Origin of the sequence: Sabulicella glaciei, from assembly GCF_026183895.1 — a bacterium.
GTDB classification, from domain to species: domain Bacteria; phylum Pseudomonadota; class Alphaproteobacteria; order Acetobacterales; family Acetobacteraceae; genus Roseococcus; species Roseococcus glaciei.
The window spans coordinates 425,401-446,229 of sequence record NZ_JAPFQI010000001.1; the positions used below are offsets into that span (position 1 = coordinate 425,401).

20 protein-coding genes are annotated in these 20,829 nt (G+C 69.9%); 9 read left to right on the plus strand and 11 right to left on the minus strand.

Going from position 1 to position 20,829, the window contains the following annotated elements; translation table 11 throughout:
- Window positions 1-51 precede the first annotated feature (51 nt).
- Together OF850_RS01810 and OF850_RS01815 are read left to right on the plus strand one after the other, a co-directional pair.
- Window positions 52-2,070, plus strand: a complete 2,019-nt coding sequence (locus OF850_RS01810; RefSeq protein ID WP_301587953.1) for a TRAP transporter permease — start codon at window positions 52-54, stop codon at window positions 2,068-2,070.
- Between the two features lie 302 nt (window positions 2,071-2,372).
- Window positions 2,373-3,311: a TIM44-like domain-containing protein gene (locus OF850_RS01815; RefSeq protein ID WP_301587954.1), complete on the plus strand. Its 939-nt coding sequence runs from the start codon at window positions 2,373-2,375 to the stop codon at window positions 3,309-3,311.
- 30 nt (window positions 3,312-3,341) lie between these two features.
- Here OF850_RS01815 and OF850_RS01820 read toward each other — a convergent pair whose 3' ends face one another.
- On the minus strand, window positions 3,342-4,016 hold the full coding sequence (locus tag OF850_RS01820) for an RraA family protein (RefSeq protein WP_301587955.1): 675 nt from the start codon (window positions 4,014-4,016) through the stop codon (window positions 3,342-3,344).
- Window positions 4,017-4,198: 182 nt separating this feature from the next.
- Here OF850_RS01820 and OF850_RS01825 point away from each other — a divergent pair, with 182 nt between their 5' ends.
- The 5 genes from OF850_RS01825 to lpxK are packed head-to-tail and all read left to right on the plus strand — an operon-like array spanning window position 4,199 to window position 8,972.
- Window positions 4,199-4,975 carry a UDP-2,3-diacylglucosamine diphosphatase gene (locus OF850_RS01825; RefSeq protein ID WP_301587956.1) on the plus strand — a complete coding sequence of 259 codons (777 nt, stop codon included), beginning with the start codon at window positions 4,199-4,201 and terminating at the stop codon, window positions 4,973-4,975.
- Entirely contained in the window at window positions 4,975-6,000 is a 1,026-nt protein-coding gene (locus OF850_RS01830) for a glycosyltransferase family 4 protein (protein ID WP_301588840.1), read from the plus strand. Before OF850_RS01825 ends, OF850_RS01830 begins: the two co-directional genes overlap by 1 nt.
- Before the next feature lie 42 nt (window positions 6,001-6,042).
- Window positions 6,043-6,699 (plus strand): lysophospholipid acyltransferase family protein, encoded by a 657-nt coding sequence (locus OF850_RS01835; RefSeq protein ID WP_301587957.1) that lies wholly within the window; start codon window positions 6,043-6,045, stop codon window positions 6,697-6,699.
- A complete protein-coding gene (locus OF850_RS01840; RefSeq protein ID WP_301587958.1) occupies window positions 6,696-7,943 on the plus strand; it encodes a 3-deoxy-D-manno-octulosonic acid transferase in 1,248 nt (415 codons plus the stop codon). Before OF850_RS01835 ends, OF850_RS01840 begins: the two co-directional genes overlap by 4 nt.
- 42 nt (window positions 7,944-7,985) lie before the next feature.
- A complete protein-coding gene (lpxK, locus tag OF850_RS01845) occupies window positions 7,986-8,972 on the plus strand; it encodes a tetraacyldisaccharide 4'-kinase (protein WP_301588841.1) in 987 nt (328 codons plus the stop codon).
- Here the strand turns inward: lpxK and OF850_RS01850 are convergent.
- Genes OF850_RS01850 through hutI form a run of 8 tightly spaced genes read right to left on the minus strand, consistent with a single transcriptional unit; the run spans window position 8,965 to window position 18,005 of the window.
- Window positions 8,965-10,533 (minus strand): TRAP transporter large permease, encoded by a 1,569-nt coding sequence (locus OF850_RS01850; RefSeq protein WP_301587959.1) that lies wholly within the window; start codon window positions 10,531-10,533, stop codon window positions 8,965-8,967. The genes lpxK and OF850_RS01850 overlap by 8 nt on opposite strands.
- Window positions 10,530-11,078: a TRAP transporter small permease subunit gene (locus tag OF850_RS01855; protein ID WP_301587960.1), complete on the minus strand. Its 549-nt coding sequence runs from the start codon at window positions 11,076-11,078 to the stop codon at window positions 10,530-10,532. Before OF850_RS01855 ends, OF850_RS01850 begins: the two co-directional genes overlap by 4 nt.
- A gap of 4 nt (window positions 11,079-11,082) precedes the next feature.
- Window positions 11,083-12,168 carry a TRAP transporter substrate-binding protein gene (locus OF850_RS01860; protein WP_301587961.1) on the minus strand — a complete coding sequence of 362 codons (1,086 nt, stop codon included), beginning with the start codon at window positions 12,166-12,168 and terminating at the stop codon, window positions 11,083-11,085.
- Between the two features lie 44 nt (window positions 12,169-12,212).
- Complete coding sequence (locus OF850_RS01865; RefSeq protein WP_301587962.1) at window positions 12,213-13,001, minus strand: phytanoyl-CoA dioxygenase family protein; 789 nt, start codon at window positions 12,999-13,001, stop codon at window positions 12,213-12,215.
- 60 nt (window positions 13,002-13,061) lie between these two features.
- On the minus strand, window positions 13,062-13,568 hold the full coding sequence (locus OF850_RS01870) for a HutD/Ves family protein (protein ID WP_301587963.1): 507 nt from the start codon (window positions 13,566-13,568) through the stop codon (window positions 13,062-13,064).
- On the minus strand, window positions 13,559-15,229 hold the full coding sequence (gene hutU, locus OF850_RS01875) for a urocanate hydratase (protein WP_301587964.1): 1,671 nt from the start codon (window positions 15,227-15,229) through the stop codon (window positions 13,559-13,561). Before hutU ends, OF850_RS01870 begins: the two co-directional genes overlap by 10 nt.
- Window positions 15,226-16,725 (minus strand): histidine ammonia-lyase, encoded by a 1,500-nt coding sequence (hutH, locus tag OF850_RS01880; RefSeq protein ID WP_301587965.1) that lies wholly within the window; start codon window positions 16,723-16,725, stop codon window positions 15,226-15,228. The genes hutU and hutH overlap by 4 nt, the downstream gene beginning before the upstream one ends.
- Window positions 16,722-18,005, minus strand: coding sequence for an imidazolonepropionase (gene hutI, locus OF850_RS01885; protein WP_456313541.1), 1,284 nt, complete (start codon window positions 18,003-18,005; stop codon window positions 16,722-16,724). Before hutI ends, hutH begins: the two co-directional genes overlap by 4 nt.
- On the opposite strand from hutI, the gene OF850_RS01890 reads away from it, so the two are divergent.
- A complete protein-coding gene (locus OF850_RS01890) occupies window positions 18,004-19,326 on the plus strand; it encodes a formimidoylglutamate deiminase (protein WP_301587966.1) in 1,323 nt (440 codons plus the stop codon). The two genes, hutI and OF850_RS01890, sit on opposite strands and share 2 nt — an antisense overlap.
- Complete coding sequence (hutC, locus tag OF850_RS01895) at window positions 19,319-20,029, plus strand: histidine utilization repressor (RefSeq protein WP_301587967.1); 711 nt, start codon at window positions 19,319-19,321, stop codon at window positions 20,027-20,029. The genes OF850_RS01890 and hutC overlap by 8 nt, the downstream gene beginning before the upstream one ends.
- A gap of 6 nt (window positions 20,030-20,035) precedes the next feature.
- On the opposite strand, the gene OF850_RS01900 is transcribed toward hutC, so the two are convergent.
- Entirely contained in the window at window positions 20,036-20,302 is a 267-nt protein-coding gene (locus tag OF850_RS01900) for a hypothetical protein (RefSeq protein ID WP_301587968.1), read from the minus strand.
- A 72-nt stretch (window positions 20,303-20,374) separates the two neighbouring features.
- Window positions 20,375-20,815, minus strand: a complete 441-nt coding sequence (locus OF850_RS01905) for a DUF3429 domain-containing protein (protein WP_301587969.1) — start codon at window positions 20,813-20,815, stop codon at window positions 20,375-20,377.
- Between the last annotated feature and the right edge of the window lie 14 nt (window positions 20,816-20,829).

The following is a 20,829-nucleotide window of genomic DNA, read 5'->3' on the forward strand; positions in this document are numbered from 1 at the left end:
GGGGCGCGGCGTCGGTGCCGCGCCCCGCTTTTTCCAGGGTAACTTTCCCGCATGACCCAGCCCTCAAATCCGTTCTCCGAGATCGCTCCAAACGCGATGGATGCCGAGACCGCCGCCAAGGTCGAAAAGCTGATCGAGGCGGAAGAGGGGGTGATGAACCGCTTCCAGGGGGCGCTGGGCGTCGTGGCGGTGGGCATCGCCCTCGTCATGTCGCTTTTCCACCTGTGGGCGGCCTGGAGCATCGTGCCCACCACGACGCTGCGCTTCGCGCATGTGGGCTTCACCCTGGTGCTGGGCTTCATGCTCTTCCCGGTGGCGCGCCGCTTCCGCGACCGCTTCCCACCCTGGGATTGGGCGCTGATCGCTGCCGGGCTCTACGTCACCTGGTACCTGATCTCCGGCGGCGACGACCTGCAGGACCGCATCATCTTCCCCGAGCCGATGGACATCGTGGTCGGCTGGCTGCTGATCGCATTGGTGCTGGAGGCGACGCGGCGCTGCACGGGCTGGATCATGCCCGTGGTCGCGATCTGCTTCCTGCTCTACGCCTTTTTCGGCAACCACCTCCCGGCGCCATGGACCCATCGCGGATATGACGAGGAGCGGCTGATCCCGCATCTCTCCATCACGCTTGAGGGAATCTTTGGCACGGCGGTGGACGTGTCCGCCACGTTGATCATCCTCTTCACCATTTACGGCGCGATCCTCAGCGCGACAGGCGCGGGCAAGTACTTTGTGGATTTCTCCTTCGCCGCTACGGGTGGCCGACCCTCCTCGGCGGGGCGGACCGTGGTGCTGTCTGCCTTCCTTCTCGGCGGCCCCTCGGGGTCGGGCGTCGCCACCACGGTGACGATCGGCACGGTGGCATGGCCGATGATGCGCCGGGTCGGCTACACCTCGCACGACGCGGGCGGGCTGCTCGCGGCGGGCGGCCTGGGGGCCATCGTCTCGCCTCCCATCATGGGCGCCGCCGCCTTCCTGATCGCCGAATACCTGAAGATCAGCTACCTCGACGTGCTGATCATGGCGATCATCCCGACGGTGCTCTACTACGCCGCGCTGCTGTTTATGGTGGAACTGGACCAGCGCCGCATCCGCCTGTCCGGCGTTAACGTGGACGACGCGCCGATCACGACGGAGCGCGTCTGGCCGATGTTCAAGCGCGGGTGGTACCATTTCACCTCGCTGATCGCGATCATCGCCTTCATGAGCATCGGCTATTCGGCCACGCTGTCCGTGCTCTACGCCATGCTGCTGGCCATCGCGCTGTCCTTCCTGTCGCGGGAAAGCGCCCTGTACCCGCTGAAGCTGGCCCGCACCCTCGCCGCGGGGTCGGAGCAGGCGCTCGGCATCGCCGCCACCTGCGCCTGCGCCGGCATCATCGTCGGCTGCATCACCCTGACGGGGTTGGGGCTGAAGTTCTCCGACATCGCCATCCAGGCGGCGGGCGGCTCGCTGATCGTCACGGCGATCTACACCGGGCTGATCGTCTGGGTGGTCGGCCTCGCCGTGCCCGTCACCGCCTCCTACATCATCTGCGCGGTGGTCGCGGCGCCGGCGCTCATCAAGCTGGGCGTTCCGGACTACGCGGCGCACATGTTCGTCTTCTACTACGCCGTGCTCAGCGAGGTTTCTCCGCCGACCGCGCTCTCGCCCTTCGCTGCGGCGGCCATCACGGGCGCAGGCCCCTATCGCACCACGCTGATGGCTTGGAAGTACACGCTCCCGGCCTTCGTCCTGCCCTTCGTCTTCGTCACCGATCCGCAGGGGGTGGGGCTGCTGCTCAACTTCGTCGGGGACATGACCTGGGTGGACGTGTTCTGGCAGATCTTCTTCGCCACGCTTGGCCTAGCGGGCCTAGCCTCCGCCTGCCAGGGCTTCGCCATCACCGCCATGGGCACGCTGGAGCGTTGGATGATGGGGCTCGCCGGCCTGCTGATGGTCTTCCCGGCCGTCCTGGAGGCGGTGACGTGGGATTCCATTCCGGCGCCGCACTGGTTGGGCCTGGGCCTCGGCATCCTGTTGCTCGTCGGTCAGGTGATGCGGCGACGCCGCACCGCCGCAGCCTGAGCGCCCCTCGGACCCGGCCGTTCGGCCAGCGGAGGGCGAGCATGATCTCCGGCTGGTCGGCCCAGTCGGGGGCACGGGGCGACATGTGGGGTTGCTCCGTCTCGGCACTGGGCGGCGGGGGCCGCACGGCGCAGGCGGAGAGGGCGGTTGCGACGGCCAGCGCAGCCATGAGGCGTCCTGCCTTCATTCCTTGCTTTTCCTCGGTCGTTTCTGAGGGTGCGCAAGCGCGAGGGCCATCGCAATCCGTGATTGCCCGCACCATCTATGGGATAGATTGTCCCCAACCTAGGAGACGCCGGATCATGCGCCGTCCTTCCCACCTCCTCGCCATCGCCGCCGCGGCGCTTCTCGCCCTGGCGCCGGCCCTGGCGGATGCCCGCCCAGGCGGCGGGTTCTCCTCCGGCAGCCGGGGCGCGCGCACCTACGCGCCGCCGCCTTCGACCAGCACGGCGCCGGCGCCCAGCCGGCAGATGGACCGCACCATGACGCAGCCCACGCGCCCCGGCTCACCGGCCGCGGCGCCCGGCGCAGCGCGGCCGCAGACCGCCCAGCCCGGCGGCATGTTCCGCAACCCCTTCATGGCGGGGCTGATCGGTGGCGGCCTGCTTGGGCTGATGATGGGCGGTGGCTTCCTGGCCGGCGGCTTCGCCGGGATGCTCGGCGTGCTGCTCCAGGTCATTCTGATCGGCGGCCTGATCATGCTGGCGGTCTCGCTGCTGCGTCGCCGCGCCCAGCCGGCCCCGGCCGGCATGGCGCGCGAGGCCCATGGCGCCGGCGGCCGACCCGGCCTGCTGCCCGGCCTCGCGGGCGGTGGCGCCGCTGCCTCCGCACCCGTCTCGATCGGGTCGGCCGATTACCAATCCTTCGAGACCCTGCTGAAGCAGGTGAACGAGGCTTGGTCGCGCGAGGATCTGGGCACCCTGTCGCGCATCGCCACGCCGGAGATGGTGGGGTTCTTCCGCGACGACTTCGCCGCCCTCCGGACGCGGGGCTGGAAGAACGAGACGCGCGACGTCCGGTTGGAGCAGGGCGACCTTGCCGAGGCCTGGAGCGAAGGGGCGCGCGACTATGCCACCGTCGCCATGCGCTTCTCTGCCGTGGACGTGACGCGAGAGGTGGCCACCGGCCGCATCACCGAGGGCGACCCAGAGACGCGGACCATGGCGATCGAGTACTGGACCTTTGTCCGCAGCCAGGGTAGCCCCTGGCAGCTTTCGGCGATCCAGCAGGCCGGCGCCTGAGCGCCGGCACCGAGCGGCAGGCGAGGGGGCTCAGCCCCCCTCGCAGCCCTTTTCCTTCAGGCTCGCCGGCACCCAATCGCGCGGCCAGCGCCCGTTGCGGATATCCTCCTCCGCCTTGATCTCCTTGGCCTGGTGCTGCTCCGCCGCGGCGATCACCGATTCGGCCTCGTCCAGCGGCACCACCACCACCCCATCCTCGTCGCAGCAGATCAGGTCGCCCGGCATCACCACCTGCCCGCCGCATGAGATCGGGGTGCCGATCTCGCCCGGGCCTTCCTTCCAGGGGCCCGCGGGGGTGTGGCCCTTGGCCCAAACGCCCAACTCCATCTTGGCCAGCGAGGCGACGTCGCGCACCGCGCCGTCGATGACGACGCCGGCCACGCCGCGCACCATGGCATGACCCAGCATCAGGTCGCCCATCAGCGCGACGGACAGGTCGCCATTGCCGTCGCAGACGATGATGTCGCCAGGCTGGGCCATGTCCACCGCGCGGTGCAGCATCAGGTTGTCGCCCGAGCGCGCCTTCACCGTGAAGGCTGGCCCCACCATGCGCTTGCGCCCGCCATAGGCGTGGAACGTGCCGGAGAGCGACTGCATCCGGTTCATCACGTCGCCGACATTGGCGGCCGGCACCTTTGCGGCGCGCTGCGCCAGGGCGGGATCGACTCGACGCGTCACGTCGCGCACGCGGAATCCGATGGTCATTCTGTCTCCTCCTCGAACGGGTTCGGCTGGAGCGGAGGGCACCACGGAATGGCGCGCGCCGCCAGGGGTGGCGGCGAGTCGGGCTGGCGAGGCATGTGCGTGGTGCAGCGTTCATGCAAGCTTCACGTGCAACGCAAGCTTTCTCGTCGCATTGCCGCAGCAGGCAGAACGGAATCCGACGCATGTTGCAGGCTCGCAGCGTCTTCGTCTCGGACATCCATCTCGGGACGCGTGGTGCCCGTGCCGACATGCTCCTCGATCTCCTGCGTGAGGTGAGGTGCGAGCATCTCTATCTCGTCGGCGACGTGGTGGATGGCTGGCGTCTCCGCAAATCCTGGTACTGGCAGCCCGAGTTCAGCGAGGTGATCCGCACCGTCATCGCCCTGTCGCAATCCGGCGTCACGGTCACCTACATCCCCGGCAATCACGACGAGATCTTCCGCGACTGGCTCCATCTCGACGTCGCGGGCGTGCGCATCCGGCGCGAGGCAGTGCATCTCGGCGCCGATGGCCGCCGCTTCCTCGTCATCCATGGCGACGAGTTCGACGGCGTGATCCGCTACGCCAAGTTCCTCGCCTATCTGGGCGACTGGGCCTACGACACGACGCTGGTGTTGAACCGCTGGTTCAACGTGGCGCGACGCAAGCTCGGCTACCCCTACTGGTCGCTCTCAGCCTGGCTGAAGCGCCAGGTGAAGGAGGCGGTCAAGGCCATCGACCGCTTCGAGGTCGCGTTGGCGAACGAGGCGAAGAGGCGCGGGCTGGACGGCGTGATCTGCGGCCACATCCACCACGCGGAGATGCGCCACGTCCACGGCGTGCTCTACATGAACGATGGGGACTGGGTGGAAAGCTGCACCGCCCTGATCGAGCACGCGGATGGCCGCTTCGAACTGGTGGACTGGCCGGCCCGCATTCGCGCCCGCGAGGCGGCGGAAGCGGAGGACGCCTTGGCGTGATGGCGGCTTCCGGGGAGGCGCCGATCCGCCTCCTCTTCATCTCCGACGCCTGGCGGCCTCAGGTGAACGGCGTCGTCCGCACCCTGGAAGCGGTGGCCGGGTCATTGCGGGAGGCGGGCGACGCGGTGGAGGTGATCGGTCCCGACCGGTTCCGCTCCCTGCCCATGCCGTTCTACCCCGAGATCCGGTTGGCGCTCCGGCCGGGCCGCGACATTCCTCGCATGGTCGAGGAAGCGGCCCCGACGCACCTACACATCGCCACCGAAGGGCCGCTCGGCCTGGCCGCGCGGCGGCTTTGCCTTCAGCGCGGCTGGCAGTTCACCACGAGCTTCCATACGCGCTTCGCGGAATACGTGGAGGCGCGCACACGCATCCCGGCGTCGCTCACCTGGGCGTGGCTGCGCCGCTTCCACCGCCCGGCCGGCGCCACCTTCGCCGCGACCGCGACGCTGCGCGAGGAACTCACGACGCGCGGCTTCCGCCACATCCTGGCCTGGACGCGCGGCGTAGACCTCGCCTTGTTCCGGCGTGAGGGGCGGCGCGATGCATGGGACGGGTTGGCGCGGCCAATCTGGCTGCATGCGGGGCGCGTCGCGGTGGAAAAGAACATCGAGGCCTTTCTGCGCCTCGACCTGCCGGGAACCAAGGTGGTGGTCGGCGACGGGCCGCGCAGGCCGGCGCTGCAGGCGGCTTTCCCGGACGCGCATTTCGCCGGCTGGCGTCATGGCGAGGCCCTGGCCGACGCCTATCGCTCCGCCGACGTATTGGTCTTTCCCTCCCGCACGGACACATTCGGCCTCGTCATGTTGGAGGCAATGGCCTGCGGCACCCCGGTGGCCGGCTTCCCCGTCATGGGGCCGCGCGACGTGGTGGGGGAGGGCGGCGCCGTCGACGAGGACCTGTCCCGCGCCTGCCACCTCGCACTGGAGGTCCCGCGCGAGGCCGCCCTTGCGGTCGCGCGGCGTCACTCCTGGGAAGCGGCGGCGCGGATGCTGCGCGACGGGCTGGTTCCAATGCGGGTCTAGGCTTGCGCCGCCGGGCGCGCCGTGCCACGGCCCAAGGTGACGATGCTGCGCCGTATCAAGCGACACCCTGCCTTCCAGACCGGCGCTGCCCGGCTCCTGGGCCTCTACCTCGCCTTCGTGTACCGCACGACGCGCTGGCGCATCCTCGGCTGGGAGCACGCCGAGGCGACGGGCGGCCACTTCATCCTGGCCTTCTGGCACGAGTGCCTGCCCCTCATGCCACGCCTGATGGAGGAGGCGCGGGAGAAGGGCCTGGCTTCGACCGTGCATGTCCTGGTGTCGCGCCACCGCGACGGCCGCCTCATCGGGGAGGTGGTGGATCGCTTCGGTCTGCGCCTCGTCCATGCCTCTTCCTCCCGGGGCGGGGCGGCCGGTCTCCTGTCGCTTCTGCGCCTCACCCGGGCGGGCGAGGTGGTGGCGATCACCCCGGACGGGCCGCGCGGCCCGCGCCGGGTCGCCGCGCCCGGCATCGCGCAGCTGGCCACCATGGCGCGCCTGCCGGTGATGGCGGCCGCCGCCTTCACCTCGCAAGGCATCCGGCTTCGCTCCTGGGATCGGATGGTGGTGCCATTGCCGTTTGGCCGTGGGGTGTTTGCGCTGGAGCCTCCCGTGCCGCATGAGGCCGGGCTTTCCGCGATCGAGGCGGCGCTGAACGCCGCTGCCGAGCGCGCCGAGGCCGAGGCGGGGCCTCCGCGATGAGCAACCTCTGGCACGGCATCGCGACGATCGCTGCGCCGGCGCTCCGGCTGCACCTGCGCCGCCGCGCCCAGCGCGGGAAGGAAGACCCGTCCCGCCTGGGCGAGCGCGAGGGGCACGGTGCGGCCCGCCCAGAAGGGCGCGTCTTCTGGCTCCACGCCGCCAGCGTGGGCGAAAGCCTGTCCGTCCTGCCGTTGCTGGAGGCGCTGTTGGCGCGCGACCCGCGCCTGTCCGTCCTGCTCACCACCGGCACCGTCACCTCCGCGACGTTGCTGCCAAAGCGCCTGCCGGACGCGCTGTCGGGACGTGTCCAGCATCGCTACGCGCCGCTCGACGTGCCGGGCTGGGTGGAGCGCTTCCTTGACGGCTGGCGACCCGATGCCGCCGGCTTCGTCGAGAGCGAGTTGTGGCCCAACACCCTGTCCGCGCTGAGCCAACGCGGCATCCCGGTGGCCCTGATCAATGCCCGGCTTTCCGCCCGCTCCTTCGAGCGCTGGCGCCGCTGGGCGCCCGCCTTGGCCGGGCGGCTGCTGGGCGGGCTTTCGCTGGTCCTGCCGCGCTCCGCCGAGGATGCCGAGCGCGTCTCGGCACTTGGCGCGCGGCGCGTCGCCGCCCCGGCCGACCTCAAGCAATCCGCCGCACCGCTTCCTGCGGAGCCGGAGGCGCTGGCGGCATTGCGGGCGGCGGTCGGCGCCCGCCCGGTCCTGCTGGCCGCCTCCACCCATCCGGGCGAGGAGGAGCAGGTGATCGCCGCCCATCAGGCCAGCGGCGTGCCGGACCTCCTCACCATCCTCGCCCCCCGCCACCCCGAGCGTGGCGCCGAGCTCGCCGCCCTCACGGGGGCAGGGCGTCGCTCGGCGAAAGCGCTGCCTGATGCCGCGCCCTTTCACGTCGCGGACACGATCGGCGAGCTGGGCCTGTTCTACCGGCTTGCCGGAGTCTCCTTCGTCGGCGGCAGCCTGGTTCCGCATGGCGGGCAGAATCCGCTGGAGGCGGTGCGGCTGGGCTGCCCCGTGCTGATGGGGCCGCACCGGCAGAACTTCACCGAGCAGACTGATGCCCTGATCGCGGCCGGTGCCCTGCGCCCCGTCGCAGACGCCGCTGCGCTGGCGGAGGCGGTGCATGACGTGCTAACCAATCCCGCCTCGGCAGACGCGATGCGTCGCGCGGCCGGGGGCTTCGCCGATGCGGCCGCGCATGTCCCGGCCCGCATGGCGGAGGAGTTGCTGGGCCTGATGCCGGGCTGAACCCCCGCCGGGCCACACGAGAAGGAGACGAGGACCATCGGCATCCGTGCCCCCGAATTCTGGGGACGCGGCGGGGGAATCTGGCCCCTGCTGCTCCGTCCCGCCGCGGCGGCCTATGCCCGAGCCACCGCGCGCCGCGTGTCCCAGCCCGGCTGGAAGGCGCCCGTCCCGGTGATCTGCTGCGGCGGCGCCACGGCCGGCGGCGCTGGCAAGACCACGCTGGCGCTGGAGGCGGGCCGGCGTCTCGCCGAGCGCGGCCTGTCGCCGCATTTCCTGCTGCGTGGTTATGGCGGATCCCTCAAGGGGCCGGTCCGTGTGGACCCGGCGGAGCATGACAGCAACAAGGTTGGTGACGAGGCGCTGCTCCTCGCGGCGCTGGCGCCCACCTGGGTCAGCGCCGACCGTGCCGAGGGCGCGCGCCACGCCGTCCAGGCGGGGGCAGGAGTCATCATCATGGATGACGGGCTGCAGAACCCGACGCTGGAAAAATCCCTCGCACTGCTGACCATCGACGGCTCCTACGGCTTCGGCAACGGACACGTGATTCCCGCAGGGCCACTGCGGGAGCCGGTGGCCCTCGTGGCCGCGCGCTGCCAGGCGGCCGTGCTGGTCGGCGAGGACGAGACGGGCGCGCTGGCCACCCTGCCACCGGAGTTGCCGGTGCTGCGTGCCTCGCTGGTCCCGGGGCCGGAAATGGAGGAGTTGCGCGGCGGCAGCGTGTTCGCCTTCTGCGGCATCGGCAATCCGCGGAAATTCTTCAACACGCTGCGGACCGGCGGTGCAGTGCTGGCCGGCAGCGAGGCCTTCGCCGACCATTACCCCTTTGATGCCAGCGACCTGCGCCGCCTTCTGGCGGAGGCCGACAAGCTCTCCGCCATCCCGGTCACCACGCGCAAGGACTGGGTCCGCATCCCCGTCGACTTCCGTTCCCAGGTCAAGGTCGTCAGCGTCTCCCTCCAATGGGAGGACGAGGCCGCCTTCGATGCCCTGCTGCGCGGCTGCGGCGCGACGGCGCCCGCCGCTATTTGAACAGCACCGAGGGCAGCCAGGTCGCGAGCTGCGGAAAAGCCAGGACCAGCCCCAGCCCGAGGAGCTGGATGCCAACAAAGGGCAGGATGCCGCGATACACGTGCTGCGAGGTGACGCCCGGTGGGAGCACACCCTGAATGTAGAACAGGGTTGGCCCCAGCGGCGGCGTCAGGAACGAGGTCTGGAGGTTGATGGCGATCAGCACGCCCAGCCAGATCGGGTCCACCCCCATCTGCAGCAGCACCGGCCCAACGATGGGGATGACGATGATTGCGATCTCCACGAAGTCGAGCGGAAAGCCGAGCACGAAGACGATCAGCATCACCACCAGCAGGGCGCCATATTTCCCGCCCGGGATCATCTCCAGGAACTCGCGAATCAAGTCATCCCCGCCCAGGCCGCGGAAGACGAGCGAGAACAGCGTGGCGCCGATCAGCGTCGCGAAGATCATCGCGGTCACGCTCATGGTGGCGTGGGAGACGGAGCCGAGCACACCGCGGCGGAATGCCCGCCGTAGCGATTCGGCGATGCCGTAGGCGAGGCCGAGCGCCAGCCCGAGCGCCACCCAGCTCGCGGCAAGATCGGCGGTCGACACTTCCTGCCGGCCCAGCCGCATGTCGAAGACGGAGCCGAGGGCAACCAGCGATACGGCGCAGATCGCGCCGATGTAGATGGGCCACGGCTTTCCCCGCTCGACCCGCAGCCCGGCCAGCAGTGTGGCGCCCACGGCGCCGACGGAGGCGGCCTCGGTCGGCGTGGCGATGCCCGCGAGGATGGAGCCCAGAACTGCGACGATCAACGCGATGGGCGGCACCAGCGCCTCGGCCAGCTGCCAACCGGAGACGTGCTCCGCCTCGCCGCGCGGCAGGGCCGGCCCCACCTCGGGCCGCAGCCAGGAGAGGGTGAGCTGATAAAGGATGTAGAGACCCGCGAGCATCAGCCCCGGGATCATCGACCCGGCGAAGAGCTGCCCCACGGAGATGGTCTCGACGCTGAACAGGCCCTGCGCCAGCTGCGCCTGCTGATAGGCGGCGGCCAGCACCTCGCCCAGGATGACCATGACGGTGGAAGGCGGGATGATCTGCCCCAGCGTCCCAGCGGCGCAGATGGAGCCTGTGGCGAAGCCCGGCTCGTAGCCACGCTTCATCATGGCGGGCAGGGCGATCAGCCCCATCGTCACCACCGTCGCGCCGACGATGCCGGTCGAGGCCGCGAGCAGCGCTCCCACCACCGAGACGGACACCGCTAGGCCGCCGCGCACCGTGCCGAAGAGGCGGCCCATCGCTTCCAGCAACTCGGGCGCGATGCGGGATCGCTCCAGCATCATCCCCATGAAGATGAAGAGCGGGATGGCGATCAGCACCTCGCTCGTCATCGTGCCGAAGAGGCGCTGCGCCAGGGCACCCAGCATGAACGGGTCGAAAGCGCCGAACAAAATGCCAAGACCGGCGAAGACGATGGAGCAGCCGGTTAGGATGAACACGACCGGGATGCCCGTCATGATGAGGGTGCACAGCGCCACCATCATCAGCAGGTCGAGGATGGACCCGATACTGGTCATGCCTCGCCCACCGTCCGGCGCGAAGGAAAGAGCACGTCCGACGTCCCGGTGATCACCGCCAGCGCCCTGATCAGCACCGACAGGCCCTGGATGGCGAGCAGCCCCGCCATCACCAGGATCAACGACTTGAGGTAAGGCTGGAACGGCAGCCCGCCATACTGCATCGGCCCCTCACCCATGCGGAACGACACCGCGACATAGCCCCAGGACGACCAGACCAGGAGCCAGCAGAATGGCAGGATCGTCACCAGCACGCCGACAAGATCCATCCACGCCTTGCCGCGCTCGGACCAGCGTCCGTAGAAGAAGTCCACGCGCACATGCGCATCGATCAGCAGCGCGTAGCCGATCGCCAGCATGAACAGCATGGCGTGGACGTAGATCACCCCCTCCTGCATCCCGATGAAGGAGGAGCCGAAAGCGTAGCGCAGCACCACCACCGCGAATTGGAGCAACACCAGCAGCACCGCGAGCCAGCGGACCGTCATGCCGATGGCCCGCGAGACGGCGTCGATGCCGTTCGCGAGCGAGACGAGTGCGCGCAAGTAATCAGCCCCGGCGGATCGCGGCGCCGCGCGCGTTGAAGATCGCGCCGTAGCTCTGCATCATGTAGGCCTGCGACCGCTCGCGATAGGTCGCGTAGCTGTCGGCGATCTGCTTGACCTGCGCGTCGGAATGGCTGCGGTACTCGGCCATCATGTCGGCAGCGGTGCTGGCGAAGACCTGCAGCAGCTCCCGCGGCACCTCGCGCACCGTCACGCCGTGGCGCGAGACCAACTCCTGCAGCGCGATCGGATGGCGCGTGTCGTACTCGGTCGTCGTTTCCTCGTGGAGCGACAGGGCGGCGATGCGGACCACAGTCTTGAGGTCGTCCGGCAGGGCGTTCCAGCGCGCCATGTTGATGCCGATCTCCTCGGCGGAGGACGGCTCCTGCACGCCGGGGTAGTAGTAGTTCTTCGCTACCTGATGCAGGCCGAGGGGCAGGTCGGAGAAGGGGCCGACGAATTCCGCGGCATCGATGGTGCCGGATTGCAGGGCGGAGAAGATCTCGCCCGCCGGCAGCGTGACCACCGAGGCGCCGGCGCGGCGGAACATCTCGCCACCCAGCCCGGCGGTCCGGAAGCGCAGGCCACGGAAATCGTCGGCGGAGCGGATCTCGCGCCGGAAGAAGCCCATCCACTGCGGCCCGCTGTCACCGACGATGAAGGGCTTGATGCCGAAGCGCGCATACATCTGGTCGTAAAGGGGCTGGCCGCCGCCATGCATCATCCAGCCCTGGCGCTCATAGGCGGTGAGGCCGAAGGGGAAGGAGCCGAAGAAGCCGATGCCCGGGCTTTTCGAGATCCAAAAGGAGGGAACGCCGTGATACAGATCCGCCGTACCCGCTGCCACCGCATCGAAGGCGCCCGGCGCCGGCACCACCTCGCCCGCCGCGAAGAGGCGCACGGTGAGCCGCCCGCCGGAAAGCTGGCCGATGCGGTCCGCGCAGCGCTGCGCCGCCACGCCGGGACCGGGAAGGTTGCGCGGCCAGATCGTGACCATGCGCCATTCGATCCGTCCCTGAGACAGGGCAGGGGTGGCGAGGGCAGCCGCACCGGCGGCGGCCGAGGCGGCGAAGATGTTGCGGCGCTGCATGGTTCGTTCTCCGGATGCGCGGGGAAATTGGCAGAGGCGGGGCGTCAGGTGAAGCGCGGAAACTCCGGCCCCGACAGCTTGTCGCCGGTCTTCAGCGTCAGGTGCCGCAGCGGCGGCGAGCCGCGGCCCTGGCGGTCGATGAAGACGGCATCGTCGCCGACCCAGCGCGCCGAGAAGACGCGGCGGCGCTGCTGCCTGTTGGTGTTGGCGGGCGCGCCATGGACGGTGCGGAAATCGAAGGCCACGGCGTCGCCCGGCTGCATCTCCCAGCCCTGGATGCGGTACTCGCCGCGCCGGGTGTCGATGTCCGGCATGTCCTCGGCCGTGTCGCCCTCGTAAAGATCGGTGCCGTCGAAGCGCTTGGGCTTGTGGTTCACCCCCCAGCGATGCGAACCCGCGACGCATTCCAGCGTCACCTCGCGCGCAACGGGGTCGAGCGGGATCCAGAAGGATACGCTCTGCTCGCCGCCGACGCAGTAATAGGGGCTGTCCTGGTGCCAGGGAGTGACGATGCTCGTCCCCGGTTCCTTCACCAGCACGTGGTCATGGAAGAATTGCGCACCTTCGCTGCCCATCAGGGCACGGGCAATCGCGGCGCCCGGTCCGCGCTCGACGAAGTCGCGGAATTCGGGGATGCGCTGCCAGTTGCAAAGGTCCTGGAAGAAGCGGGCAGAGCCGTCCTTTGGCGTGTAGGAGCGTTCATAGGGGCCGGGTGAGGCGATCAGCGCCTCGATCCCTGCGCGCAGGGGCTCGACCCAGTCGGCGAAGGCGCCGCGCAGCAGGATGGCTCCATCCTTCTGATAGGCCCGGAAATCGGCCCCCGTCACCGCCATGCTCTTGCCCTCCTCTGTGGCCCGATCATGCGAGCCTGGGTCTGCATATGTAAAGACATGTCACAAGCGGTGAAGCGTGACCTCCGCCAGTTCCGCCGCCGTCTCAGGCACGGCCAGGACGGGAGTGCCCTCCGTTTCGGCAGCGTCGAGCAGCCCCAGCCTCTCGCCCCCCAGCGACACCGTTCCGCCCAGCACCAGGACGAAGTCGGCCGTCACCTTGCGCGGCGCGTCCAGCGCCACGCGGCGCACCGCGTGGGCGACGGCCCCGCGCCGGGTGATGACGTTGAAGGCCAGCATCGCCCCGGAATCCAGCGCGGCCTCCACCACATCCTCGCCCCGGAAGGAGAAAGGCTCCGGTCCCACGGGTCGTCCGTTCAGGCGCAGGCCGCCGCCGATGGGAGTCAGGGTGCGGTCGAAGCCCGAATAGTCGGAGAAGGGTCCGCCGCGCGCGATCTCGGCCAGGGACAGGCGCCAGTCGTCATCGGAATGCCATGCGATCTCGTGGCTGATGCCGCCGCCGTTGCGCCAGGGGCGTTTCTCGAAGGCCGAGCGCCGGATCACCCGCATGGGAGGATCGCCGGCAGGTCGAGGCCCATCTTGCGCGCGTGCTCCTGGGCGATGTCGTAGCCCGCATCGGCATGGCGCATGACGCCGGTCGCCGGGTCGTTCCACAGGACGCGCGACAGGCGGCGCGACGCGGCCTCGGTCCCGTCGCACAGCACCACCATGCCGGAGTGCTGCGAGTAGCCCATGCCGACCCCGCCACCGTGATGGAGCGACACCCAGGTCGCGCCCGAGGCGCAGTTGAGCAGCGCGTTCAGCAGCGGCCAGTCCGACACCGCGTCCGATCCGTCCATCATCGCCTCCGTCTCACGGTTGGGGGAGGCGACCGAGCCGGAATCCAGGTGGTCGCGCCCGATGACGACAGGGCCGATCTCCCCCCGTGCCACCATCTCGTTGAAGGCGAGGCCGATGCGGTCGCGATCGCCTAGGCCAACCCAGCAGATGCGCGCCGGCAATCCCTGGAAGGCGATGCGCTCCCGCGCCATGTCCAGCCAGCGATGCAGATGGGTGTCGTGCGGCATCAGCTCCCGCACCTTGTCGTCAGTCTTGCGGATGTCCTCCGGGTCGCCGGAAAGCGCGGCCCAGCGGAACGGCCCGACGCCGCGGCAGAAGAGCGGGCGGATATAGGCCGGCACGAATCCCGGGAAGTCGAAGGCGTTCCTGAGACCTTCGTCCTTCGCCATCTGCCGGATGTTGTTGCCGTAATCGAGCACGGCCGCGCCCATCCTCTGGAAGTCCAGCATGGCCTGGACATGCGCGACCATGGACTTCTTCGCCGCAGCGGCCACCGCCTTCGGGTCGGCCTCGCGCTTGCGCTCCCATTCCTCCAGCGTCCAGCCGGCGGGCAGGTAGCCATTGGCCGGGTCGTGCGCGCTGGTCTGGTCGGTCACGATGTCCGGCACCACCCCGCGCCGCACGAGTTCCGGAAAGACCTCCGCCGCATTGCCCAGCAGGCCGACGGAGATGGCTCGCTTCTCTTCGCAGGCGCGGCGGATCATCGCCAGCGCGTCGTCCAGCGTGTCGGCCTTGTGGTCGAGGTAGCGCGTCTCCAACCGCTTCTCGATGCGCGAGGGCTGGCACTCGACAGCCAGCACGCAGGCGCCGGCGAACACCCCCGCGAGGGGCTGCGCCCCGCCCATCCCGCCCAGCCCGCCCGTCAGGATCCAGCGCCCTTCGAGCGATCCGCCGAAATGCTGTCGCCCGGCCTCGACGAAGGTCTCGTAGGTACCCTGAACGATACCCTGCGAGCCGATATAGATCCAGGAGCCGGCCGTCATCTGGCCGTACATCATCAGCCCCTTGCGATCGAGCTCGTTGAAGTGCTCCCAGTTGGCCCAGGCGGGGACGAGGTTGCTGTTCGCGATCAGGACGCGCGGCGCGTCGGCATGGGTGCGGAACACGCCGACCGGCTTGCCCGATTGCACCAGCAGCGTCTGGTCCTCCTCCAGCCGCCGCAGCACCGTGCAGATGCGGTCGAAGCTGTCCCAGTCGCGTGCGGCGCGCCCGATGCCGCCATAGACGACGAGTTCGCCGGGCTTCTCCGCCACCTCGGGGTCCAGGTTGTTCATCAGCATCCGCAGCGGCGCCTCGGCCTGCCAGGATTTCGCGGAGATCTGCATCCCGCGCGGGGCCCGGATCACGCGGTCATTGCGGCTTGTGGTCACAGCGAAACCTCCGTCAGTTCGGCGAGGGCGCCGATGGCGATCAGTTCTGTGGCAGCATGCATGTCGGGCGCCATGTGGCGATCCTCCTCAAGCGTGGGCACGCAGGCGCGAAGGATCCCGCGCGCCTGCTCCAGCTTCGGCGAGGAGCGGAGCGGCGCGTGGAAGTCGCAGCCCTGGGCCGCCGCCAGGTACTCGATGCCCAGGATGGCGCGCAGGTTCCCGGCCATGGGGAGGAGGCGTCGTGCGCCGTGGGTGGCCATGCTCACGTGGTCCTCCTGGTTGGCGGAGGTCGGAATGGAATCCACGCTCGCCGGCATGGCCCGCTGCCGGTTCTCCGCGACCAGCGCCGCCGCCGTCACCTGCGGGATCATGAAGCCCGAGTTCAGCCCGGGACGCGGCGTCAGGAAGGCGGGCAGGCCGGACAGCACCGGATCGGTCAGCAGGGTGATGCGCCGCTCGGCGAGGGATCCGATCTCGCAAATCGCCATGGCGATGGTGTCGGCGGCAAACGCCACGGGCTCGGCATGGAAGTTCCCGCCGGAGATCACTTCGCTTTCCGCGCTGAACACCAGCGGGTTGTCGGAAACGCCGTTGGCCTCGATCTCCAGCGTCGCAGCGGCCTGGCGCAGGATGTCCAGGCACGCGCCCATTACCTGCGGCTGGCAGCGCAGGCAGTAGGGGTCCTGCACGCGCGGGTCGTCCACCCGGTGGCTGGCGCGGATCGCGCTGCCATCCATCAGGGCGCGCAGCGAGGCAGCGGCCTCCGCCTGGCCACGATGGCCGCGCAGCGCGTGGATCCGAGGGTCGAACGGACCGTCGCTGCCCTTGGCCGCGTCGGTGGACAGCGCACCGGTGACCAGGGCGGAGGCATAGGCGCGCTCGGCCTCGAACAACCCGGCCAGGGCGAGGGCCGTGCTCACCTGCGTGCCGTTCAGCAGCGCCAGCCCTTCCTTCGGTCCGAGCACGAGTGGCTCCATGCCGTGCCGGGTGAGCGCCGCCGAAGCCTCGCCCTCGCCGAGGAACTCGCCGACGCCCATCAGCGCGGCGGTCATGTGCGCCAGCGGCGCGAGGTCGCCCGAGGCACCGACCGAGCCCTGCGCCGGGATGGCAGGCAGGAGGCCTCGCTGGAGGCATGCGGCGAGCATCTCGATCACCGCCCAGCGCACGCCGGAGGCGCCGCGCGCCAGGCTGCCCAGCTTCAGCGCCAGAACCAGCCGCACCACGTCGGCCGGCAGGTTCTCGCCCACGCCCGCCGCGTGGGACAGCACGATGTTGCGCTGGAGGGTCGCGAGATCGGCATCGGCGATCCGCACCTGCGCCAGCTTCCCGAAGCCGGTGTTGATTCCATAGACCGCCTCGCCCTTGCGCAGGATGGCGGCGACGGTGGCCGCACCCGCCTCCACCGCCTCGCGGCAGGATCCGTCGAGGCTCGGAACGGCGCCGCGATACACGGCGCGCCAAAGGGCGAGGGGAGCCCTGCCAGGGGAAAGGATCATTGGCCCCTCCAGATGCGGGCATGCAGCGGATTGAAGCCGATGCGGTAGACGAGCTCCGCCGGGCTCTCGATATCCCAGATCGCCATGTCGCAGGACTTTCCGGCTTCCAGCGTGCCGGTATCCTCCAGCAGCCCAAGGGCCCGCGCGGCTTCCCGCGTTACCCCCGCGAGGCATTCGGCGACGGTGAGGCGGAACAGCGTGGCACCCATGTTCATGATCAGCAGCAAGGAGGTGAGGGGCGAGGTTCCGGGATTGCTGTCGGTCGCCAGGGCGATGCGCGCGCCGGCCCGGCGCAGCGCTTCCACCGGCGGACGCTGCGTCTCGCGCAGCGTGTAGAAGGCGCCGGGAAGCAGCACGGCCACCGTGCCGGAACGCGCGAGCGCCGCGGCGCCTTCCTCATCCGTGTGCTCCAGGTGGTCGGCGGAGAGCGCGCCGTGCTCCGCCGCCAGCGCGGCGCCGCGCAGGTTGGAAAGCTGGTCGGCGTGCAGCTTCACCGGAAGCCCGTGCGCCTTCGCGGCGGCGAAGACGCGCCGCGTCTGCTCCGGCGAGAAGGCGATGCCTTCACAAAACGCATCCACCGCATCAGCCAAGCCTTCGGCAGCCAGTGCCGGCAGCATCTCCTCGCAGACGCGGGTGATGTAGCCGTCCTTGTCGCCGGCCGCTTCCGGCGGCAGGGCGTGAGCGCCCAGGAAGGTCGTGCGGATCGTCACCGGCCGTTCCTGCGCGAGGCGCCGCGCCGCACGCAGGCAACGCCGCTCGGTCTCGAGGTCCAGCCCGTAGCCCGACTTCACCTCCACCGTGGTCGCGCCCTCGGCAAGCAGATGGTCCAGCCGGCGAAGCGCCGAAGAGACCAGCGAATCCACGTTGGCCGCCCGTGTGGCCTGCACGGAGGAGACGATGCCTCCGCCCGCCCGCGCGATCTCCTCATAGGACGCGCCGGCGAGGCGCATCTCGAACTCCCGCGCACGGTCTCCGCCGAAGACGAGATGCGTGTGGCAATCCACGAGGCCTGGCGTGGCCCAGCGCCCGGCGCCGTCCACGACGCGCTTCGCGTCATGCGCGGGCATCTCCGCCTCGGGACCTGCGAAGGCGATGCGCCCATCCTTCGCGGCGACTGCGCCGCGCTCGACCGGGGCCGCGCCCTCGGCCAACGTAAGGAGGCGCAAGTCGCGCCAGACCGTGTCGAAGAGCATGGTGCCTTCCCGAGCGGCTTCATGTATAGACATAAGCGTGTCGCGCGGCTCCGTCCAGCGCCGCGTGGAGGGAAGGGGCCACGCCATGCCGAATCGCATCCTGCTTGATGAAGCCCGCCTGGAAGCCGGCTGGGCGCGCTCCGTCGGCGTGACGATCGAGAATGGCGCGATCACCGAGGTGGTGCCGAGAGCGCCGCAGGATTATGGCCCGCGCATGGGCGGCCGTGCCATTCCCGGCATGCCGAACCTCCATTCCCACCTGTTCCAGCGCGCCATGGCTGGCCTCGCGGAGACGCGCGGGCCCGCCTCGGACTCCTTCTGGACATGGCGCGAGGTGATGTACGGATTCCTCGCCCGGCTTTCTCCGGAGGACGTCGAGGCCATCGCCGCCCAGGCCATGATGGAGATGCTGGAAGGGGGCTTCACCGCCCTTTGCGAGTTCCAATACCTGCACCACGCGCCCGACGGCTCGGCCTATGCCAACCCCGCGGAAATGGCGGAGCGAATCGCCGCGGCGGCGGCCGAGACGGGAGTGGGCCTCACGCTGCTGCCGGTCTTCTACGCCCATGGCGGCTTCGGCCCTGTGCCGGCCGCTGAGGGCCAGCGCCGCTTCGTCTCGGACCGCGACTCCTATGCGCGACTGCTGGAGGCGAGCGCCGACGCGCTCATCGGATTGCCGGATTCAAGGCTCGGCGTGGCGCCTCACTCCCTGCGCGCCGCGACGGGGGAGGAAATCAGCCATCTCCTCGCCCTTCGCCCGCAGGGGCCGGTTCACATCCACGTCGCCGAGCAGGTGGCGGAGGTGGAGGCCTGCCTCGCCTGGTGCGGCGCGCGGCCCGTGCAGCACCTGCTCGATACTCAGCCCGTGGACCGGCGCTGGTGCCTGATCCACGCGACCCAGATGGAGGCTTCGGAAACCGAGGCGCTGTCCCGCAGCGGCGCCGTTGCCGGTCTTTGCCCGATCACCGAGGCCAATCTGGGCGATGGCTTCTTCGACGCCATGAGCTTCGCCGGCCCTTGGGGGGTCGGCAGCGACTCCAACGTGGAGATCACCGCCCCCGGCGAGTTGCGGATGCTCGAATACGGGCAGCGCCTGCTGCATCGCGCCCGCAACGTGCTGGCGCGGGGCGAGGGAAGTTCCACCGGAGCGAGCCTCTACGAGGCGGCGCTGGCCGGCGGCGCCCAGGCCTCGGGCCGTGCCCTGGGTCGCATCGCGCCTGGCGCACGGGCCGATCTGGTGTGGCTGGAGACGGGCTCGGAACTCGACGACTACGTCTTCGTCCGCGGCGCGCGTGCCATCCGGCGCGTCATGGTGGGCGGGCGCGTGGTGGTGGAGCAGGGCAGGCACCAGGCGCGCGACCGCATCGCCGCGCGCTTCCGCGCGGTGATGGAGCGGCTGCGTGGCTGACACCATCGCCGCGCGCATCCGCGCCGAGATCGAGGGTCCCATCCTCTCGGGCGAATGGCCGCCCGGCACGCGCATTCCCTTCGAGCACGAGTTGGCCACCCGCTTCGGCTGCTCGCGCATGACGGTGAACAAGGTGCTTTCAGCGCTTGCGGCGGAGGGGCTGATCACGCGCCGACGCCGCACCGGCTCGGTCGTTGCCAGCCCGCCCGGCGAACGGGCGCTGCTGGAGATCCATGATCTGGCGCTGGAGGCCCGCCGCGCCGGACGGCAGTACCGGCACGAAGTGCTAGAGCGTGAAATGCGCCGCGCAAGGCCGGCCGAGGCGCAGGGGCTTGGCCTCTCCGCCGGGGCGCGCCTGCTGTGCCTTGCGACACTGCATCACACGGATGGCGTGCCCGACGCCTATGAGACGCGCCTGATCAGCCTGGACACCGTGCCCGAGGCGGAGTGCGAGTCCTTTCGTGACATGCCGCCCGGTACGTGGCTCCTGGCCCGCGTCGCCTGGACCGTGGCCGAGCACGCTGTCGCCGCCATCCCGGCCGATGCGGCACTCGCTCAGCGCCTTCAGGTTGAGCGGGGCGCCGCCTGCCTGCTGCTCGAGCGGCGCACTTGGCAGTCGGGGCGCCTCGTGACGGAGGCGCGCATCGCCTATCCGGGCGACCGCCACCGACTCGTGGGGCGTTTTGGTCCTGGGGGCCGGTGAGAGCGGTCAGGCCTTCAGCCAACCCTCCGCCGTGCGTTCCAGCTTGCGTGCTTCCCGCGCGGCGCCCCGCGTGTCCTCCGAAAGGCGTGCGAGACCGCCCTGGTAAGCGACCACGCTGCCCTGCAGCCCCATGACGGTTTGCCGCAGCGAGCCCAACTCGGCGCGGAACTGCGCCAAGGCCGCCTGCTGGTCTGCCAGGGCGGCATCGAGGCTGCGTAGCGCGGTGCGAAGACGGTGGTCGCGGCGGGCAGGAAAACGCAGGATATCGGCCATGCGGCGCTCCATCAGGACGATGAAGCCTTCCTTACCACTCTTCTAAATTTGTTACCATGTCTCATAAAATATTCAAGCGAGCGCGGCAGCCAGCAGGCAGGCTCCAGCGCTCAGCGACAGCACCCAGCGAAGCACCAAGTAGGGACCCGGAACGAGGCCACGCAGCGAGGCCCACTGCTCGACGGCAGCGACCGCGATCACCGTGGCCGCCAGAAGCCAGAGCCCCGACTTCAAAGGCAGGAGCAGCGCGGCCCAACCGACGAGCGCTGGAAGCACACCCAGGCTGAGGCGTTGCCGGTTCGCTGGCACCTCCGACTCGGGCGCCCGGAGCGCGAGTCCCCAGTGCACCGCGCCCAGGAACGACAGGATCACCGCGCCATAACCGCGCAGCGCCATCATCGCCCATTCATGCCAGCCGGTGACTGCCAGCGCCACGAGCGCCAGCCCCGCGAAGGGGAGAAGGCCCAGCAGGCCAAGGGTCCATGCGAGGCGCATCGTCGCGGCTTCCATCATTGAAGGTCAGCCCA

Excerpts from the sequence above, each read along its gene's own strand:
- OF850_RS01810 (WP_301587953.1), top strand. The coding sequence starts at position 52 with ATGACCCAGCCCTCAAATCCGTTCTCCGAGATCGCTCCAAACGCGATG.
- OF850_RS01815 (WP_301587954.1), top strand. The coding sequence starts at position 2,373 with ATGCGCCGTCCTTCCCACCTCCTCGCCATCGCCGCCGCGGCGCTTCTC.
- OF850_RS01820 (WP_301587955.1), bottom strand. The coding sequence starts at position 4,016 with ATGACCATCGGATTCCGCGTGCGCGACGTGACGCGTCGAGTCGATCCC.
- OF850_RS01825 (WP_301587956.1), top strand. The coding sequence starts at position 4,199 with ATGTTGCAGGCTCGCAGCGTCTTCGTCTCGGACATCCATCTCGGGACG.
- OF850_RS01830 (WP_301588840.1), top strand. The coding sequence starts at position 4,975 with ATGGCGGCTTCCGGGGAGGCGCCGATCCGCCTCCTCTTCATCTCCGAC.
- OF850_RS01835 (WP_301587957.1), top strand. The coding sequence starts at position 6,043 with ATGCTGCGCCGTATCAAGCGACACCCTGCCTTCCAGACCGGCGCTGCC.
- OF850_RS01840 (WP_301587958.1), top strand. The coding sequence starts at position 6,696 with ATGAGCAACCTCTGGCACGGCATCGCGACGATCGCTGCGCCGGCGCTC.
- OF850_RS01850 (WP_301587959.1), bottom strand. The coding sequence starts at position 10,533 with ATGACCAGTATCGGGTCCATCCTCGACCTGCTGATGATGGTGGCGCTG.
- OF850_RS01860 (WP_301587961.1), bottom strand. The coding sequence starts at position 12,168 with ATGCAGCGCCGCAACATCTTCGCCGCCTCGGCCGCCGCCGGTGCGGCT.
- OF850_RS01865 (WP_301587962.1), bottom strand. The coding sequence starts at position 13,001 with ATGGCGGTGACGGGGGCCGATTTCCGGGCCTATCAGAAGGATGGAGCC.
- OF850_RS01870 (WP_301587963.1), bottom strand. The coding sequence starts at position 13,568 with ATGCGGGTGATCCGGCGCTCGGCCTTCGAGAAACGCCCCTGGCGCAAC.
- hutH (WP_301587965.1), bottom strand. The coding sequence starts at position 16,725 with ATGATCCTTTCCCCTGGCAGGGCTCCCCTCGCCCTTTGGCGCGCCGTG.
- OF850_RS01890 (WP_301587966.1), top strand. The coding sequence starts at position 18,004 with ATGCCGAATCGCATCCTGCTTGATGAAGCCCGCCTGGAAGCCGGCTGG.
- hutI (WP_456313541.1), bottom strand. The coding sequence starts at position 18,005 with ATGGCGTGGCCCCTTCCCTCCACGCGGCGCTGGACGGAGCCGCGCGAC.
- OF850_RS01900 (WP_301587968.1), bottom strand. The coding sequence starts at position 20,302 with ATGGCCGATATCCTGCGTTTTCCTGCCCGCCGCGACCACCGTCTTCGC.
- OF850_RS01905 (WP_301587969.1), bottom strand. The coding sequence starts at position 20,815 with ATGATGGAAGCCGCGACGATGCGCCTCGCATGGACCCTTGGCCTGCTG.